General features: G+C 62.1%; 16 protein-coding genes. 7 read left to right on the forward strand and 9 right to left on the reverse strand.

Annotation, left to right across the window (positions count from 1 at the left end):
- Nucleotides 1-101: 101 nt before the first annotated feature.
- Together OCK01_RS03535 and OCK01_RS03540 are read right to left on the reverse strand one after the other, a co-directional pair.
- Complete coding sequence (locus tag OCK01_RS03535; RefSeq protein WP_182828958.1) at nucleotides 102-434, reverse strand: TIGR01244 family sulfur transferase; 333 nt, start codon at nucleotides 432-434, stop codon at nucleotides 102-104.
- An 81-nt stretch (nucleotides 435-515) separates the two neighbouring features.
- Nucleotides 516-1,346: a DUF4432 family protein gene (locus tag OCK01_RS03540; RefSeq protein WP_263822717.1), complete on the reverse strand. Its 831-nt coding sequence runs from the start codon at nucleotides 1,344-1,346 to the stop codon at nucleotides 516-518.
- A gap of 222 nt (nucleotides 1,347-1,568) precedes the next feature.
- Here OCK01_RS03540 and OCK01_RS03545 point away from each other — a divergent pair, with 222 nt between their 5' ends.
- The 3 genes from OCK01_RS03545 (at nucleotide 1,569) to OCK01_RS03555 (ending at nucleotide 5,579) form a co-directional block, all read left to right on the forward strand.
- On the forward strand, nucleotides 1,569-2,897 hold the full coding sequence (locus OCK01_RS03545) for a L,D-transpeptidase (RefSeq protein ID WP_246697670.1): 1,329 nt from the start codon (nucleotides 1,569-1,571) through the stop codon (nucleotides 2,895-2,897).
- A 253-nt stretch (nucleotides 2,898-3,150) separates the two neighbouring features.
- Nucleotides 3,151-4,527, forward strand: a complete 1,377-nt coding sequence (locus OCK01_RS03550; protein ID WP_263822718.1) for an aminotransferase class I/II-fold pyridoxal phosphate-dependent enzyme — start codon at nucleotides 3,151-3,153, stop codon at nucleotides 4,525-4,527.
- Nucleotides 4,528-4,862: 335 nt separating this feature from the next.
- Nucleotides 4,863-5,579 carry a helix-turn-helix transcriptional regulator gene (locus tag OCK01_RS03555; RefSeq protein ID WP_263822719.1) on the forward strand — a complete coding sequence of 239 codons (717 nt, stop codon included), beginning with the start codon at nucleotides 4,863-4,865 and terminating at the stop codon, nucleotides 5,577-5,579.
- Nucleotides 5,580-5,632: 53 nt separating this feature from the next.
- Here the strand turns inward: OCK01_RS03555 and OCK01_RS03560 are convergent, their stop codons facing one another.
- The 7 genes from OCK01_RS03560 to OCK01_RS03590 all read right to left on the reverse strand — a co-directional run bounded on the left by OCK01_RS03560 (nucleotide 5,633) and on the right by OCK01_RS03590 (nucleotide 13,022).
- Nucleotides 5,633-6,778 carry an iron-containing alcohol dehydrogenase gene (locus OCK01_RS03560; RefSeq protein WP_263822720.1) on the reverse strand — a complete coding sequence of 382 codons (1,146 nt, stop codon included), beginning with the start codon at nucleotides 6,776-6,778 and terminating at the stop codon, nucleotides 5,633-5,635.
- A gap of 1 nt (nucleotide 6,779) precedes the next feature.
- Entirely contained in the window at nucleotides 6,780-8,162 is a 1,383-nt protein-coding gene (locus tag OCK01_RS03565) for an aldehyde dehydrogenase family protein (protein WP_263822721.1), read from the reverse strand.
- A gap of 16 nt (nucleotides 8,163-8,178) precedes the next feature.
- Nucleotides 8,179-8,595, reverse strand: coding sequence for a type II toxin-antitoxin system VapC family toxin (locus OCK01_RS03570; RefSeq protein ID WP_263822722.1), 417 nt, complete (start codon nucleotides 8,593-8,595; stop codon nucleotides 8,179-8,181).
- A complete protein-coding gene (locus OCK01_RS03575) occupies nucleotides 8,588-9,073 on the reverse strand; it encodes a helix-turn-helix transcriptional regulator (RefSeq protein WP_263822723.1) in 486 nt (161 codons plus the stop codon). Before OCK01_RS03575 ends, OCK01_RS03570 begins: the two co-directional genes overlap by 8 nt.
- Before the next feature lie 78 nt (nucleotides 9,074-9,151).
- Entirely contained in the window at nucleotides 9,152-10,519 is a 1,368-nt protein-coding gene (locus OCK01_RS03580; protein ID WP_263822724.1) for a glutamine synthetase family protein, read from the reverse strand.
- A 110-nt stretch (nucleotides 10,520-10,629) separates the two neighbouring features.
- Nucleotides 10,630-12,177, reverse strand: coding sequence for an amino acid permease (locus OCK01_RS03585; protein WP_263822725.1), 1,548 nt, complete (start codon nucleotides 12,175-12,177; stop codon nucleotides 10,630-10,632).
- 89 nt (nucleotides 12,178-12,266) lie between these two features.
- Nucleotides 12,267-13,022 (reverse strand): N-formylglutamate amidohydrolase, encoded by a 756-nt coding sequence (locus OCK01_RS03590; RefSeq protein ID WP_263822726.1) that lies wholly within the window; start codon nucleotides 13,020-13,022, stop codon nucleotides 12,267-12,269.
- A gap of 165 nt (nucleotides 13,023-13,187) precedes the next feature.
- Between OCK01_RS03590 and OCK01_RS03595 the strand changes: the two genes are divergently transcribed.
- From OCK01_RS03595 to OCK01_RS03610, 4 genes are all read left to right on the forward strand, one after another.
- A complete protein-coding gene (locus OCK01_RS03595) occupies nucleotides 13,188-14,069 on the forward strand; it encodes a MurR/RpiR family transcriptional regulator (protein WP_182828948.1) in 882 nt (293 codons plus the stop codon).
- 180 nt (nucleotides 14,070-14,249) lie between these two features.
- Nucleotides 14,250-15,305, forward strand: coding sequence for an ABC transporter substrate-binding protein (locus OCK01_RS03600; protein WP_182829446.1), 1,056 nt, complete (start codon nucleotides 14,250-14,252; stop codon nucleotides 15,303-15,305).
- Between the two features lie 155 nt (nucleotides 15,306-15,460).
- Nucleotides 15,461-16,342 (forward strand): ABC transporter permease, encoded by an 882-nt coding sequence (locus tag OCK01_RS03605; RefSeq protein ID WP_263822727.1) that lies wholly within the window; start codon nucleotides 15,461-15,463, stop codon nucleotides 16,340-16,342.
- Nucleotides 16,339-17,121, forward strand: coding sequence for an ABC transporter permease (locus OCK01_RS03610; RefSeq protein WP_182828947.1), 783 nt, complete (start codon nucleotides 16,339-16,341; stop codon nucleotides 17,119-17,121). Before OCK01_RS03605 ends, OCK01_RS03610 begins: the two co-directional genes overlap by 4 nt.

A 17,121-nucleotide genomic window follows, 5' to 3' on the forward strand; every position in this document is an offset into this window, starting at 1 on the left:
GGCGATGTCTCTGATTTGCGTAAACGGATCGCTTAAAAAGTTAATTCATGAACGTGACATCCGATGCGGGAACGCGGTTCGATCCGCCTCCCGCAACGCAATCAGCGCAGATGCAATGTCTGCTGATAGATGACGGTCGAGCGATTTCCGGACCGGCAATAGCCGAGCATGGGCTTCGGCAATTCGTCGAGGACGTCAACCATGGCGCGCACGGCCTCGGCGGGAATCTGTCCCACGACAGGAATATGGGCGGTTTCGAGACCGAGTTCGGCGGCCTTTGCGGCGATGTCGCCGAAGTCGGGCTGGCCCGGATCTTCATCGTCCGGACGATGGCAGACGATGGACTTGTAGCCCATGTCCTTGAGCGTCTGCACGTCTTCGAGCGAGATCTGCGGCGAGACGGAATATTCCTCGGTCAACTGGCGAATCTGCATGGTTCATCCTTTCCTCGGGCTTGTGGAATGTCCCTACTCCATCGCGGGCGGCGGGAAAACCGCTTTCCGCGCCGTCCTCGATCACACGAAACGAAATCCCAGCCGAAAATGCCGCGCGTCGCCGGGATGCAGCACGGGCATCAGGCCGCCGGCCTCGAGTTGGTCGCGTTTCTCCAAGGGGTGGCTGGCGGGTTCGATTCCGATGACGCTGCAATGGCCGGCCTCGTTGCGCCACATCTGCAGATGCGGCATGGCGTCCGCGTCGAACCACACGTCGAGCCGGCCGCCGCCGGCGCCGCCGATCGGGCCGAGCGACACATGCGCCTTGCCGTCGTCATCGGCCTCGGCCGGCGAACAGACGACTGCGCCCTCGCCATCCCCGAAGCGCCAGCCGATGCGGCCGTCCGGAAAGGACGCGCTCGAAAAGCCGGTGGCGTCGTCGAACAACCGCGCGCCGACATTCATGTGATACATCATCATCGGCGGAAACGGCGACGCGCCGATATTCTGCACCGTGTCTTCGAGCGTGAAGGCGGCGGATGCGGCGTCGAAATGCCAAAGCCTCTGGATTTCGGCGACGCCTCCATCCGCGAGCGTCACCTTGATTCGCGCTTCGACCGATTGGCCGGCCTCGTCGACCCGCCTGCCGGTGATGACGGCCCCGTTGCCGCTTAGGGAGCCATGGAGCGGAAACAGTGTCCCGTCCATGGCGGCGACGGGCTCGGGGTGACGGATGTGATCCGGCCCGCAGGTGAAGAGAAAGCCGTGCACCGCGCGGAAAATACGGGGATCGCCGTCGTCCGGCACCGCGCCGCCCGGAGCCAGATCGACGCCGCCGGCCAATGCCGAGAGCACGTCGAGCGCCGATTGTTCGTCGAGCTCCAGTTCGAACCGCGCGTCACCCAGTCTCATCACGTCGTCCTCTTTTGTATCCTCACGCGCAATTTACACGAAAGCGCTTGAACCAAAGGGGGAATTTCAGCATTTGTTCACTGCGTTTGTCGAAATTCCACAATAGAGTCAAATTCGACATGTTTGGCTCTTGCAGCCCCGCCACGGCGGAAGCGCCGCCGGAACCTGAGGATCATGTTAACAAGAACGTTCGCCATTTCTGTATTGACGCTGTTGATCGCCATGCCCGCATCGGCCCAGAGCCCCGCTGGCGGCGATGTCATCCTCATGACGCCCGAAGGGGATGTCCTCGATTACGTGCCGGACGCCGCCGATGTCATCGTGCGCACCAACAAGCGTGGCCAGCGGGTGTTGATCGACCATTACGGCAATCTGGTCGCCACGGAAATGCGTCGCTCCGATTTCGGCGCAGGCCGACGGGCGCCCGGCGGCTTGCCAGGCGTCGACGACTATGCCCGCGCCGGCCAGGATCAACTCCAGGAGGATCCCGGCTTCTTCCCCTCGCCCCCTCAATCGGATTATCAGGGCTCGACCGGTTCGCTCCCGACTTATCCCGACAACAACGAAGGCTTTCAGGAGCAACCGCTGCCGGGCGACGGGATCGCCAGCGACAATATGGGTGACAGCGACATGGCGTCGCTGGATCCCGATCTCCCTGCAATCGAACAGCGCCAGCCTGACCCCGTCATCACGCTGGACGGCAAGAAGTCGCAATACGAAATCACCGCGCTGCAGGTGTTTCTCGATCGTTCCGGCGCCTCTCCGGGCGTCATCGACGGCAAGATGGGGATGAACGTGTCCAAGGCGGTCGCGGCCTATGACCGCATCACCGGCGAGACTCTCGACCCCAACAATATCGAAGACATCATGACCAGGCTCGGCTACACCGGCGGTCTGCCGATCATGGAGTACGAGATCACGGCCGCCGACGCCGCCGGCCCCTATGTCGCGGCGATCCCCGAGGATTATGCCCATAAGGCGGCCCTGCCCGGCATGAGCTACACCTCGGTCACCGAGGCGTTGGCCGAGCGTTTTCACATGGACGAGGGCTATCTGAAGGCGCTCAATCCCGGCGTGGACTTCACCATTCCCGGCTCCATCGTGAAGGTCGTCAATCCCGGCCAGCCGAAGAGCGGCCAGGTCGCCCGCATCGTCGCCGACAAGTTCCGCAAGCAGGTCTACGCCTATGACGAGGCGGGCCAGTTGCTCGCCGCCTATCCCGCTTCCATCGGCTCCAGCGATACGCCCTCGCCTTCGGGCCTGCATACGGTCGAACGTGTGGCGCTCAATCCCAATTACACCTATAACCCGAAGATCAATTTCCAGCAGGGCAACAACACCAAGGTGCTGACCATTCCGCCCGGTCCGAACGGTCCGGTCGGCACGGTCTGGATCGCCCTTTCGAAGCCGACCTACGGCATTCACGGAACGCCCGATCCGTCGCGCATCGGCCGCAGCCAGAGCCATGGCTGCATCCGCCTGACGAACTGGGACGCCACGGAACTCGCGAAAATGGTTAAACCTGGAGTTACAGTCGAGTTCATCGATTAAGAGCGTTGAATCCCTTTCTAAATCAGGCCCGGCGAATATAACGCCGGGCCTTTTACGTTAACCAAGTCTTTAGAGATATTCCCGATTTGGCGCATGTCTCATTATAGGCCAATTGACTAATTTTCATCATTCGTTAATCTTTATAAAAGGTTACGGCGGAGTGTTGAGAACCGCTGGAAAGGCGGGGTTTTAGCATCTCCCGATCTGAACCGCATGCCTCGGTAGTTCAGCGCGTATTGGCAAAGGTGGCGTTATGTTCGAAAACATTCCCGGACAATTGAGAACAAGTCTTCCCGCAGTCGAAAAATACAACCAGCCGACCAATCTTCTGGATCGCTGGTCGGAATCCGGCGCCTGGTGGGAAAGCCGCGTGCAGCACAAGCTCGACCCCTACCAGAAATACTCGACGAGCCGCGTCGGCAACTATATCGAAGGCGCCCATCGCGATGGCTCCACCTTCGCCGGCCACAATTTCGCCAGCCAGGACTATCTGTCGCTCGCCTCGCATCCGATGCTCATGCAGCGCGCCAAGGACGCCATCGATCAGTATGGCCTGCACAGCGCCGGTTCGGCCGCGCTGATGGGCAACACCGCGCTCTCCGTCGAACTCGAACGCCGCCTCGCCGCCTTCACCGGCTATGAAGACGTCGTGGTCTTCCCGATCGGCTGGGCAGCCGGCTACGGCTCGGTCAAGACGCTGGTGAAGCCGACGGACCATGTCGTCATAGACATTCTCGCCCATGCCTGCCTGCAGGAAGCCGCCCGAGACGCCACGGAAAACGTGCATGTTCATTCGCATCTGAACGTCAAGGCGATCGAGAGCCGGCTGGCGCGCATCCGCCGCGAGGATGAGGATTGCGGCATTCTCGTCGTCACCGAAACGCTGTTCTCGATGGACAGCGACGTGCCGAACATACCCGAGATCCAGGAAATCTGCCGCCGCCACAACGCCACCCTGCTGGTCGATTGCGCCCATGATCTCGGCGCGCTCGGCGAAACCGGGCGCGGCAAGCTCGAAGACTTCGGCATCGTCGGCGGCGTCGACATTCTCGTTGGCGCCTTTTCGAAAAGCTTCGGCTCGATGGGCGGCTTCGTCGCCTCCAACAGCCGCGGCCTTCGCTTCGGCCTCCGCGGTCAGTGCGGCCCCTCGACTTTCACCAACGCCATGTCGCCGATCCAGGCCGCAGTCGTGCTCGGCTCGCTCGACATCATCGAGGGCGAGGAAGGCCGCGAACGTCGCGAACGCCTGATGCGCAACAGCCTGCGCCTGCGCGCCGGTCTCGAGGAAGAAGGCTTCGAAGTGCTCGGCAAACCGAGCGCCGTCGTCCCCATGCTGATCGGCGACGTGCTGCTCGCCCGGCTGATGACTCGCTATGCGGTCGAGATGGGCGGCATCGTCAACCTCGTGGAGCATCCTGCGGTGGCGCGCAACGCCTGCCGCTGGAGACTTCAGGTGATGGCCGATCACACCGAGGAACAGATCGACGCGATGATCGACATCGCCGTCAAATCGCGCGACATGGCCGAAGCCCATGTCGAATGGCTGTCCGCCAACGACAATGAGGAAAGCGAACGCCGCCTGGTGGCCGCCAACGACGCCGCGCCCAGCACTGCGGCAGCCGCCGAATAAAGGCTCGATCGGCGCGGGACAGGGAAAACGCCCGTCTCGCGCCGGCACTGCTTTTCGGCGCGCCGTCGGCGCGCCTCGCTCCCCTTCGACATTTCCCGATGATGATTGCCGGCGCTGGGATCTTCCCCGCACCCACATGGCGCCACGCCGATTAAACGGGGTGATGGTGGAACCATGAGCCTCACGCTACGTTAGCCTCGCCGTGACGGCGCCCAATGAATTCCCACAGGCCTCAACTGTAATTTTACCCCTAAATTTTACTGGACTCTGATTTCGCCACAAATGAATACTAGCGTCCCACGAACCAACGCGACAAGAATAACGGGCCACTGAACGTGCGAAACACCGAGGACGCCGCGCATACCATTTTCGAAATTTATAATAGAACAGCTTATTCAGCCTGCGTCGAAGTATTTTCGGATTTCATCTCGGCATTCGGCATACGGAATTTCACCATTCTGGAGACGGATCTCGGCTGCCGCCAGCGTGACGTAATCCTGGCGCATTCCTGGGACGACCGCTGGCGCGGCTTCTGCCGCCAGGCGGGGCATCTCCATCACGATCCCCTGTTGGCGATGATCGAGCGGGATCACGGCGCTTTCACGCTCGGCGAACAAATGAACCGAAACAGGCCCAGCGCCGATGTCGGGCATCTCCTACAGCGCTTCGCCGCGTTTGGCTGGCAGGATGCACTCTGCGTGCCCATCCACCGCGGCGGCCTGCGTTACGGGGTGGCGAGTCTGATTTCGGCTCGACGGATCGCGACTGGCGACAAGGCGCAGCTGACGGCCGCAGCTTTCGCATTTCATCAGCGCCTGCGCTGTCTCGCGCCCAACGAGGGTTTCCGCACGCCGCCCGCGGGACTGGGCGCCGAGGAAATCGACTGTCTCCGGCTGCTCGCCACGGGCCTTTCCGACGCCAAGACGGGCGAGATGCTCGGCCTGGGCGGCGGCGCCGTCCATGCCCATATCGAAAGCGCCAAGCAGAAGCTCGCCGCGCAGAACCGCGCCGAACTGGTGAGCCTCGCCCATTCGCTGGCGATCATCGCCTGAACGAAAAAGCCCGGCGCAACGGCCGGGCTCTCCTGCAACTCGATGCGTTTTCGTCAGATGCACTGCGCAAACAGCGTCTTGGCCGCATCCAGCGTCAGTTCCACCGGATTGCCGCCCGCGGTCGGGTCGACGATCGCCATCTCGGCCATCTCGTCGATGCGATCCGTTCCGACGCCGAGCGCCGACAGCTTGTCCGGCACGCCCAACTCTTCGCGCAGCGTCAGCACATAGTCATAGAAGCCGTCGAAGCCGCCGGAAATGCCGAGATAGGCGGCGGCGGCCGCGATCCTGTCCTCGATCGCCGGACGATTGAAGGCCAGCACCGGGGGCATCACCACGGCGTTGGTCATGCCGTGATGGGTGTTGTAGATCGCGCCCACGGGATGGCTGAGCGAATGGATCGCGCCCAGACCTTTCTGGAAGGCGACGGCGCCCATGGCGGCGGCGCTCATCATATGCGTGCGGGCCTCGATATCGGTCCCGTCCTTGACGGCGCGGGGCAGATATTCCTTCACCAGACGCAGGCCTTCGAGCGCGATGCCCTGGCTCATCGGATGATAGAAGGGCGAGGAATAGGCTTCCAGGCAATGCGCGAACGCGTCCATGCCGGTTCCGACCGTGATGACCTTGGGCATGCCAACGGTCAGTTCCGGATCGCAGATGGTGACGGCCGGCAGGAACTTCGGATGGAAGATGACCTTCTTGGTGTGCGTCGCCGAATTGGTGATGACCGAGGCGCGGCCGACTTCCGAGCCCGTGCCGGCCGTGGTCGGCACGGCGACGATCGGCGCGATGCCTTCGACCGAAGCGCGGGTCCACCAGTCGCCGACATCCTCGAAATCCCATACCGGACGGGTCTGGCCGGCCATGAACGCCACGCATTTGCCGAGATCGAGGCCGGAGCCGCCGCCAAAGGCGACGACGCCGTCATGACCGCCATCCTTGAAGGCTTTGACGCCGGCGTCGAGATTGATGTCGTTCGGATTGGGATCGACATCGGCGAAGATGGCGCGTCCCAGACCGGCGGCGTCGAGAATGTCGAGCGCGCGCTGCGTGATCGCCATCGGCGCGAGGCCGCGGTCGGTAATCAGAAGCGGCTTCTTCATGCCGACGGCCTTGCAATGGTCGGTGAGTTCCTTGATCCGGCCCGCGCCCATCTTGACGGCGGTCGGATAGCTCCAGTTTGCGGTGATCGACATGTTAGAACGACTTTCTGAGGTGGTAGGATTTCGGACGGGTGAGGTTCTGGAATCCGATGACGGAGAGCGAGCCGCCGCGGCCCGTTTCCTTCACGCCGGTCCAGCACAGCGCCGGATCGAGATAATCAGCGCGGTTCATGAACACGGTGCCGGTTTCGATCTCGTCGCCGATGCGGGCGGCGCGTTCGGCGTCCTGGGTCCAGACCGAGGCGGTGAGACCGTATTTGCAGTCGTTCATCAGCGCGATGGCTTCTTCGTCGGACTTCACCTTCATGATGCCGACAGCAGGTCCAAAAGTCTCTTCATTCATGAACGACATGGAGTGATCGACATCGACAAGGATCTGCGGCGCGATATAGGCGCCGCCGTCATCGGCCGGGAACAGCTTCGGATCGACCAGCGCCTTGGCGCCCTTGGCGACGGCCTCCTCGATCTGGGCGCGCACGGTGGCGGCGAAGCGCTTATGCGCCATCGGCCCGAGCGACGTCTCGGGATCGAGTGGATTGCCGAGCTTGTAGTTGGACACCCAGGCGACCGACTTCTCCACGAAAGCATCATAGAGGTTCTCGTTCACATAGATGCGCTCGATGCCGCAGCAGCACTGGCCGGAATTATAGGTCGCGCCATCCATCAGCGTGTCGACGGCGGCGTCGAGATCGGCGTCTTCCATCACATAGCCGGGATCCTTTCCGCCGAGCTCGAGGCCGATGCCGGTGAAGGTGCCGGCGGCGGCGCGTTCGATCGAGCGGCCGCCTTCGACAGAGCCGGTGAAGTTGATGAAGTTGAACGAGCCGGCGGCAATGAGCTTGGAGGTCGTGTCATGGTCGAGGAAGACATTCATGAACACGTCTTCCGGCACGCCGGCTTCATTGAAGGCGCGCACCATGCGTTCGCCGACCAGCAGCGTCTGGCTGGCATGCTTCAGCACCACGGTGTTGCCGGCCATCAGCGCCGGCGCGACCGTGTTGATCGCGGTCATGTAAGGGTAGTTCCACGGCGCGATGACGAAGACGACGCCATGGGCTTCGCGCTTGATATAGCGTTCGAACTTGTCGCTCTTTTCGATGAGCAGCGGAGCCAGAGCGTCGTGCGCGATCGAGGCGACATAGTTGGAGCGCTCGTTGAAGCCCTTGAACTCGCCGCCGTAACGGACCGGACGGCCCATCTGCCAGGCGAGTTCCTTGACCACATCCTCGGCCATTTCGTTGAGACGGGCCACGCCCTTCAACACCAGCGACACGCGCTCTTCGAGCGGGCGCTTGGCCCAGGATTTTTGCGCGGCGCGGGCGCGGCCGATCGCGGTTGCCGCGTCGTCATAACTCATGGCCGGACGCTCGGCGTAAACCGAGCCGTCAACCGGCGATATGCATCGGATCATTGTCATCTTTCTTCACTCCAGTTCAACAGGCCAGCACTCTGACATGGCCCGCCGCGCCATAGGCCAATATGGCCTGGTCGCGGGTAATGATGGTCAAATCGTGTTCGCGCGCGGTGGCGATCAGGATGCGGTCTATGGGGTCTTTGTGCGACAGATGCGGCAACTCGCAAGAGGCCATGAAGATGTCGGCTGTGACAGGCGCCTCATCAAACCCGGCCGTTTCCATGAACCCTCGATACCACTCCTGCGCCGTCTTGGTTTCGGTAATGCGTCGGCGCGCCAAAAGCATGCCCATTTCCCATGCCGTGACAGGAGAGACAAGAACCTTCGTTCCGTCCTGCTCCGCGTAGTTGATCGCGTTCATCGCCTCCTTGGACACATCCTCGTGTCTCGACATCCAGATCACAGCGCAGGTGTCGAGCAACAGCCCCTTACCCATTCCCACGCTCGCCAGTGTAGAGTTTTTCGCTCCACTCAAACTTCATCGGCTCCGTGAGATCGACGCCGGGCATGATCGTGACCGTGCCCTTCATGCAGCCAAATACCCGATGCACTTCAACGAGTTCACCGTTGCGTCCCTCCATCCAGCGTTTGCCATCCCTGTAGATGACATCCTTCTCCGAAAACCACTCATTGGACGGCGTAGTCTGCTCAGTCGCATCCCCCTCGACGCTGTAGGGGCTCTGCTTGCTCTCGCTGAAGCCGACTGCCCTTCCCCGACGATGCGACGCGACCTCTTCAAGACTGACGCTGAGAAACTCCGCGATCCGGTCCTGCTCGTCGGCGCTCATCTTGCGTTCGCCGTTCAGCATTCGGGACACGGCGCTGGCGTCTAGCCCAAGATGCCGCGCCAGTCCCCGAACAGAGCTACCACGCTTCTCCAACTGTTGATGAAACCATGCCGTATCGATCGCCATAGCGGCCTCCATGGATTAAGAGGCCATTCTGCCCTATCGTTGCGATTTCGTCAAAGGAGGCGGGAACCGCGTTGTGATTTACGCACGCTCGAAGCCGCGCGCCACCTCCCAGTCCGTCACGCGACGGTCATACTCTTCCTGCTCCCAGCGCGCCGCGCGGGTGTAGTGGTCCACCACATCGTCGCCGAAGGCGTCGCGCAGCAGCTTGGAATTGGTGAACATCTCGGTGGCGTCGCGCAGAGTCTTCGGCACTTCGCGCACGCCGGCAGCGCCATAGGCGTCGCCGCTGAACGGGTCTTCGAGCTCCATCTTCTTCTCGATGCCGTCAATGCCCGCCGCGAGCAGCGCGGCGAATGCGATATACGGGTTGAGGTCCGAGCCGCCGACGCGGCATTCGATGCGGATGCCCTTGGTGCCGTCGCCGCACAGGCGATAGCCGGCGGTGCGGTTGTCCTTGGACCAGACGGCCTTGGTCGGCGCGAAGGTGCCGGCCACGAAGCGCTTGTAGGAATTGATATAGGGCGCGAGCGCCAGCGTGATCTCCCCGGCATGGGCAAGAAGGCCCGCCACATAATGCTCCATGAGCTTGGACATGCCGTAGCGGCCATTGGGGTCGAAGAACAGCGGCTTGCCGTCCAGCGACCACAGCGACTGATGCACGTGCGAGGACGAGCCGGCGGCGGTATAATTCCACTTTGCGAGGAAGGTGATGGCCTTGCCGCGGCTCCAGGCGATTTCCTTGCAGCCATTCTTGATGATGGCGTGCCGGTCGGCCATGGTCAGAGCCTCGGCGTAGCGGACATTGATCTCCTCCTGGCCGGCGGACGCCTCTCCCTTGGAATTCTCGACCGGGATGCCGGCGCCCTGAAGACCATTGCGGATCGCCCGCATCACATCCTCTTCCTTGGTGGTCTGGAAGATGTGGTAGTCTTCATTATAAGCCGAGACGAGATTGAGATCGCGATAGCCGCTCTGGCGGGCGTCGTCATAGGTCTGGTCGAACAGGAAGAATTCGAGTTCGGTCGCCATGAAGGCCTTCATGCCCATGGCTTCCAGACGCTTGACCTGCTTCTTGAGGATGGCGCGCGGCGAATGCGGCACTTCTTCATGGGTATGATGGTCAAGCATGTCGCACAGCACCATCGCCGTGCCTTCGAGCCAGGGAATCCGACGCAGCGTGGAAAGATCCGGCTTCATCGTATAGTCGCCATAGCCCTTTTCCCAGGAGGTCGACTTGTAGCCGGAGACCGTTTCCATCTCCATGTCGGTCGCGAGCAGATAGTTGCAGCTATGGGTTTCCTCATAAGCGCTCTCGACGAAATACTGCGCCTGGAACCGTTTGCCCATCAGGCGGCCCTGCATGTCGACCTGGACTGCGAGAACCGTGTCGATGCGGCCCTCCGCCACGTCCTTCTTGAGATCGTCGAATGAATAGGCAGTGCTCATGAGGAAATCCATTCTTGTTTTGTCCGGGCTCTTCGCGCCGGTTGTTCCCACTATTTAATGAGAAAGCCGCCTCCGGCCTCCCGGGACCGGAGGCGGCTTTCATGATTGGATCAGGCTTCGCCCACCGCGCGCTCGGCGGCCGCGATTTCGGCCTGGCGCCGGGCGACTTCTTCGCCAATCGGCGGGCCCTTGAAGCGGCGCTGTTCGAACACCACCCAGACGATCGCCGTGAGGATCACGAAGCCGACGGTGATGTAGAGCGCCCAGTCGTTGGGGGGCTGCACGCCGATCACGAACATCACCACCATCGAAATCAGAGCCAGCACAGCCACCAGCTTGAATTTCGCAGCGCCCATGTCCCAAGGGCCCATCTTGCTCCACTTCGGCGTGCCATGCGCCAGAAGACCGAGGCCGATCGGCAGCGCGAAGGACAGGAACAGGAAGATGACCGTGCAGGACACGACGATGGCGTAGGCCGAGGCTTCGCCGATGGAGATTTCAGAGGTGAGCCACACGAACAGAACCGACAGGATGCTGCCCGTCCAGATGGCCGCGACCGGCGTGCGGAACGAGGGGCTGACCTTGGCGAGCGCCTTGGAGGCCGGCAGACCGCCGTCGCGCGAGAAGGCGAAGATCATGCGCGACACCGAGGTGACGGTGGCGAGGCCGCAGAGGAACTGCGAAATGAAGATCGCGACGTAGAGGATATTCTTGATGACAGGGTTCACCTGGCTGTCCATCGCCCAGAAGAACACGTTCCAGCCCTGCTTGGCCGCTTCATCCATGTTCGGGATCATGATCACGAACGCGCAAAGCATGATGTAGCCGAAGATCGACGCCCAGAGCACCGATGAGATCATGCCCTTCGGAACCGAAATCTGCGCCTTCACAGTCTCTTCCGAGGTATGCGCCGAGGCGTCATAGCCGGTGATCGTGTAGATCGGCAGAAGCAGGCCGAGCGCGAACACCCAACCGCCGGACACCGACGGCCAGACATTGCCGCCGGCCTTGCCGGAATAGTTGGTGAAGGTGAACAGGCGGGCGACATCATAGCTCGGCGCGCTGATGAGGCAGACAATGGTCAGCCCGATCGCTGCGGCGAGGATGAGATAGCCGGACATGTCGGTGAGCTTGGCGGTCAGGCCGATGCCCATATGGTTGATGATCGCCATCAGCGCGGTGATCGCGCCCACGAAAGCCACGCGCACATAGAGCGTGTCCTCCATGCCGAACATCGAGCCGAAGGCGCCGAAGAAGAAGTAATAGGTGCCGACATTGATGGCGCCGAGAACGGTGATCAGGCCGAGCAGGTTCAGCCAGGCCGACAGCCAGCCGGTGAAGCGGTTGCCGAGGATCGAACCCCAGTGATAGAGACCGCCGGCGGTCGGATAGGCGGACGCGATCTGCGCCAGAGCCAGCGCGAAGAAGCCCGACATCAGGCAGCCAAGCGGCCAGCCGATGCCGATCGCGATGCCGCCCGCGCCAGACGTGGCCTGAGCGAGCGAATTGATGCCCCCCGACATGATGCAAATAATAGAAAAGGAGATGGCGAAGTTGGAAAATCCGCTCATCCGTCGTTCGAGTTCCTGGGCATAGCCCATGGAATGCAGGACATGCATGTCCTGCTTTTTATCGTGCTCAGTATAGCCGTCAGACATTGTTGAGTTCCCCAGTGATCCCTACGGACCGGTTGTTCATGCATCATGCTTGAACCCGGGTCTTGGCGCCCGGTTGTTCAGGTCATTCTCTAGCCGAGCGCGGCGAGGCTTTCGCCCAACAGGCCCGACAGGAAGCCGGCGGCGCGCGCCTGGCCGGCCTCATCCCGCACCAGATCGTTGCGGATTTCGATCATGACATTCACCAGCCCGTTTTCAAGGCCGTGCCGCTTAAGCGTGTGGGTCACGCCGTCGGCGGGGCCATAGGGCTCGTTGCGCCTGACAACGTAGCGGTCGTCGGCGCGCGCCAGCATCTCGTCGGCGAGACGCGAGTCCGCGTCATGCAGCACGCCGATCTCCACGTCGCGCGCCACGCCTTTATAGACGGGCGTGAATGTATGCATGGTGACGATGACGGTGCGGCGACCGGCTTTGGCTCGGGCGTCGATTTCACGGGAAAGCGCGCCTTCGAAAGGCCGGTAGATCGCTTCGACGCGCGCCTGGCGCGCCTCTTCCGACAGATCGCGATTGCCGGGGATTTCGTAGATCTCACTCACCTCAGGCATCGCGTCGGGCGCTTCCGGCGGACGGTTGCAGTCATAGGCGAGACGCGAGAAATTCTGCTGGACCAGCGCCGCGTCCATGCTTTCAGAAATCAGCCGGGAGACGGCGAGCGCGCCGGGATCCCAGGCGATATGCGCCGTCAGCGCCTCCTCGTCGAGGCCGAGCGCGCCGAGTTTTTCCGGCAACCGCCGGGAGGCGTGCTCGCAAACGAGCAGGATGGCGCTGGATCCGCCTTGATTGATCACAGTAACGGGCTGTCCGTCCTGGTCGGTCAAAAGATGCACGGCTTTTTCGCCTCTGGTTCCCCGTTCTGAAAAGAATTCTCCAGAATTAATTTTCTGTCAATCCACATCATGAACAGGCCGATACGAAAAATCTGTTGACTCCGTTCCAGCTTTGCCCTTCATATTTTGCAAAACTCCAGCAAAGACTGGAAGGGAACAGCACTGGTGACAACCACCGCCTCCACGGTCTCGGATCTCATCACCGCGGGCTACGACGCCATGACCCGCGCCGAAAAACAGCTGGCGAACAGCCTGTTGGACAATTATCCCGTGTCGGGCCTGGGCTCGATTACCACGGTGGCCGAAGCCGCCAGGGTGTCGACGCCGACCGTCGTGCGCATGGTGCAGAAGCTCGGGTTCAAGGGCTTCACAGAGTTCCAGTCGCGCCTGCACCAGGAGTTGGAAGAGACGATCTCCAACCCGATCACAAAGCATGAGCGCATGGCGCCCAATGCGCCGGGCGCGCATATTCTCAATCGCTTCGCCGAGGCGGTGATGGCCAATATGCGCCAGTCGCTCGGCGCGCTCGATCCGCAGGATTTCGACGCGGCGGCGCGGCTGATCGGCGACCGCAAGCGCTCGGTCTATCTCGCCGGCGGTCGCATCACCGGCGCCATCGCCGAGTATCTGTTCACCCATCTGCAGGTCATCCGTCCGGGCGTGACGCGCATATCGTCGAATGCGTCGAGTTGGCCGCATTACGTGCTGAACATGAGCCGCGGCGACGTGCTGATCCTGTTCGACATCCGGCGCTATGAAAGCCAGCTCGAGGCGCTCGCGCGCACCGCCGCCGAACACGGCGCCGACATCGTGCTGTTCACCGATCAATGGGGCTCGCCGATCGTCAAGCATGCCCGGCACAGTTTCCGGCTCAGCATCGAAGCGCCGTCGGCCTGGGATTCCTCGGTGGTGACGCTGTTCGTGGTGGAAGCGTTGATCGAGGCCATTCAGGGCTCGCATTGGGAAAAGACCCGCGAGCGCATGACGATGTTGGAGGAGCTGTTCGAATCCACGCCGCTGTTCCGCAAGCCGATTTCCGGGAAATAGGAGGGCAAGCTGAAAAGATTATTACAAATCCGTTTCCGAGCCGTTTGGAACCGTAACGGAACTGTCACACAGCCGTCATGAAAGAAAACTAACAGGGCGAGCAACGCTGCCCCACCAAAGAGGAGAAAGCCAGTGTCCAAGAAGCTCAACACGCTCATCGCCGCGTCCTGCGCCGCGCTGATGGCCACCACCGCCATCGCCCGCGCCGACGCGCCGGAAGAACTCGTCAAGGCCGCCAAGGCTGAAGGCGAACTGACCGTCATCGCCCTTCCCCACGACTGGTGCGGCTACGGCGCCGTGATCGAAGGCTTCAAGGCCAAGTATGGCCTGAAGGTCAACGAACTCAACCCCGACGCCGGCTCCGCCGACGAAGTGGAAGCCATCAAGGCGAACAAGGACAACAAGGGCCCGCAGGCGCCTGACGTCGTCGACGTCGGTCTCGCTTTCGGTCCGCAGATGAAGGCCGAAGGCCTGATCCAGCCCTACAAGGTCTCGACCTGGGAAGAAATCCCGGCCAACGTCAAGGACGCCGACGGCTACTGGTATGGCGACTATTACGGCGTCATGTCGATGATCGTGAACAAGGATCTCGTGTCCAACACGCCGAAGGACTGGGCTGATCTCAAGAAGCCGGAATATTCCGGTCAGGTCGCTCTCGCCGGCGATCCGCGCGCGTCCAACCAGGCCATTCTCGGCGTTCTCGCCGCTGGTCTCTCCACCGGCGCCAAGGCCGGCAAGGAAGCCGGTGAAGCCGGTCTCGCCTACTTTGCCGAACTGAACAAGGCCGGCAGCTTCGTCCCCGTCATCGGCAAGGCCGGCACGCTGGCGCAGGGCTCGACCCCGATCGTCATCGCCTGGGACTACAATGCCCTGTCCTGGCGCGACACGCTGGCCGGCAACCCGCCGGTCGACGTCATCGTTCCGGAAACCGGCGTTCTCGCCGGCGTCTATGTCCAGGCGATCTCGGCCTATGCTCCGCATCCGAACGCCGCCAAGCTCTGGATGGAGTATCTCTATTCCGACGAAGGTCAGCTCGGCTGGCTGAAGGGCTATTGCCACCCGGCTCGCTTCAACGCGATGTCCGCCGCCGGCAAGATCCCGAAGGAACTGCTCGACAAGCTGCCCCCGGCCGCGTCCTATGAAAAGGCTTACTTCCCGACGCTCGAGGAAGTCGACGCCAACAAGGCCGCCGTCACCGGCGGTTGGGACAAGGTCGTCGGCGCCAACGTTCAGTAAGCGCCTGACCTCATGAATGCCGCCCCGGCGTCCGCGCCGGGGCGTTTTCTGCTTGATAATGCACAAATATCATGCGGTCGCTCTTTGCCGCCGCCGGCCATGGCCGCTATTCTGCATTTTTGACAAACCATCCCTCGGGGCACGGGACTGATTTGATGAACACTTCCAACGCCGGGGCGAAATCCGCTCCGAGGAAATTGCCGACGCATTGGCTGGGGGTGGCGCCCTTCTTTCTGTTCGCGCTGTTGTTTCTCATCCTGCCAACCTTCAAGATCGTGCTGGGCGCGTTCCAGACGCCGGAAGGCGGCTTCACATTCGACAACATCGCCGCGCTGTTCACGCCGTCGATCCTCGCGGCCTACTGGATCTCGATCAAGATCAGCATGGCGTCGGCGCTGCTCGGCTGCCTGATCGGCTTCGGCATGGCGGCGGCGGTGACCGTGGGCGGACTGCCGCGCGGCATCCGCGATCCGCTGTTGACCTTTTCCGGCGTCGCCTCGAACTTCGCCGGCGTGCCGCTGGCCTTCGCCTTTCTGGCGACGCTCGGTCCGGCCGGGATGATCACTCTCTATCTGAAGACGGAACTGGGCATCAATCTCCGCGCGCTCGGCTTCAACCTGCTATCCTTCTGGGGCCTGACCGTCACCTATCTGTTCTTCCAGATCCCGCTGATGGTGCTGATCATCACGCCCGCGCTCGAAGGCCTGAAGAAGGAATGGCGCGAAGCAGCCTCCATTCTCGGCGCCACGACCGGCCAGTATTGGCGCATGGTCGCCTTCCCGATCCTGTTGCCGTCGCTGCTCGGCACGTTTGCGCTGCTGTTCGCCAACGCCTTCGGCGCCGTGGCCACCGCGATTGCGCTGACCGGCTCCTCGCTCAGCATCGTGCCGATCCTGCTGTTTGCCCAGATCCGCGGCGACGTGCTCGGCAATCCGCATCTCGGCTACGCCATCGCCTTCGGCATGATCGTGATCACCGCCACGGCCAACACGCTCTACATCTGGCTGCGCGCCCGCAGCGAAAGGTGGCTCAAATGAAGAAGCTCTGGGGCTGGGGCGCGCTCGCCTTCGGCATTCTCTATTTCCTGCTGCCGCTGATCGGCATGACCAATTTTTCGCTCAAGATGCGGCGCGGCGTCTATTCCTTCGACGCCTACGCCAAGGTTCTCGCCGATCCCAGCTTCCAGGCGACCTTCTCCTATTCGGTGGCGCAGGCGCTGGCGACGATCGTATTCGGCGTGCTGCTGGTCGTGCCCACAGCCTATGTCGTGCGGCTGAAACTGCCGCGGCTGCGTCCCTATATCGAATTCATCACGCTCCTGCCGCTGGTCATTCCGGCCATCGTCATCGTCTTCGGCTATATCCGGCTCTACAACACCTCGAGCTGGCTGCCGCTGACGGGAACCACAATGGGCACCAATGTGCTGCTGATGTTCGGCTATGCGACGCTGGCGCTGCCCTATATGTATCGCGCCGTCGACACCGGCCTGCGCACGATCGATGTCGGCACGCTGACGGAAGCCGCCCAGAGCCTGGGCGCCGGATGGGTGACCATCCTCGGCCGCATCATCCTGCCGAATGTGATGATCGCCGTGCTCTCGGGCGCCTTCCTGACCTTCGCCATCGTCATCGGCGAATTCACCATGGCCGCGCTGCTCAACCGTCCGGCATTCGGCCCATACATGCAGCTGCTCGGCGCCAACCGCGCCTATGAGCCGGCCGCGCTCGCCGTGATCGCCTTCGGCATCACCTGGGCCTGCCTCGGCGTCATCCAGCTGCTGTCCCGCTTCCAGAAAACGCCCTCCCGCCAGGTCTGA

It is taken from the genome of Rhizobium sp. TRM95796, from assembly GCF_025779995.1.
In the GTDB taxonomy this organism is placed as follows: domain Bacteria; phylum Pseudomonadota; class Alphaproteobacteria; order Rhizobiales; family Rhizobiaceae; genus Rhizobium_E.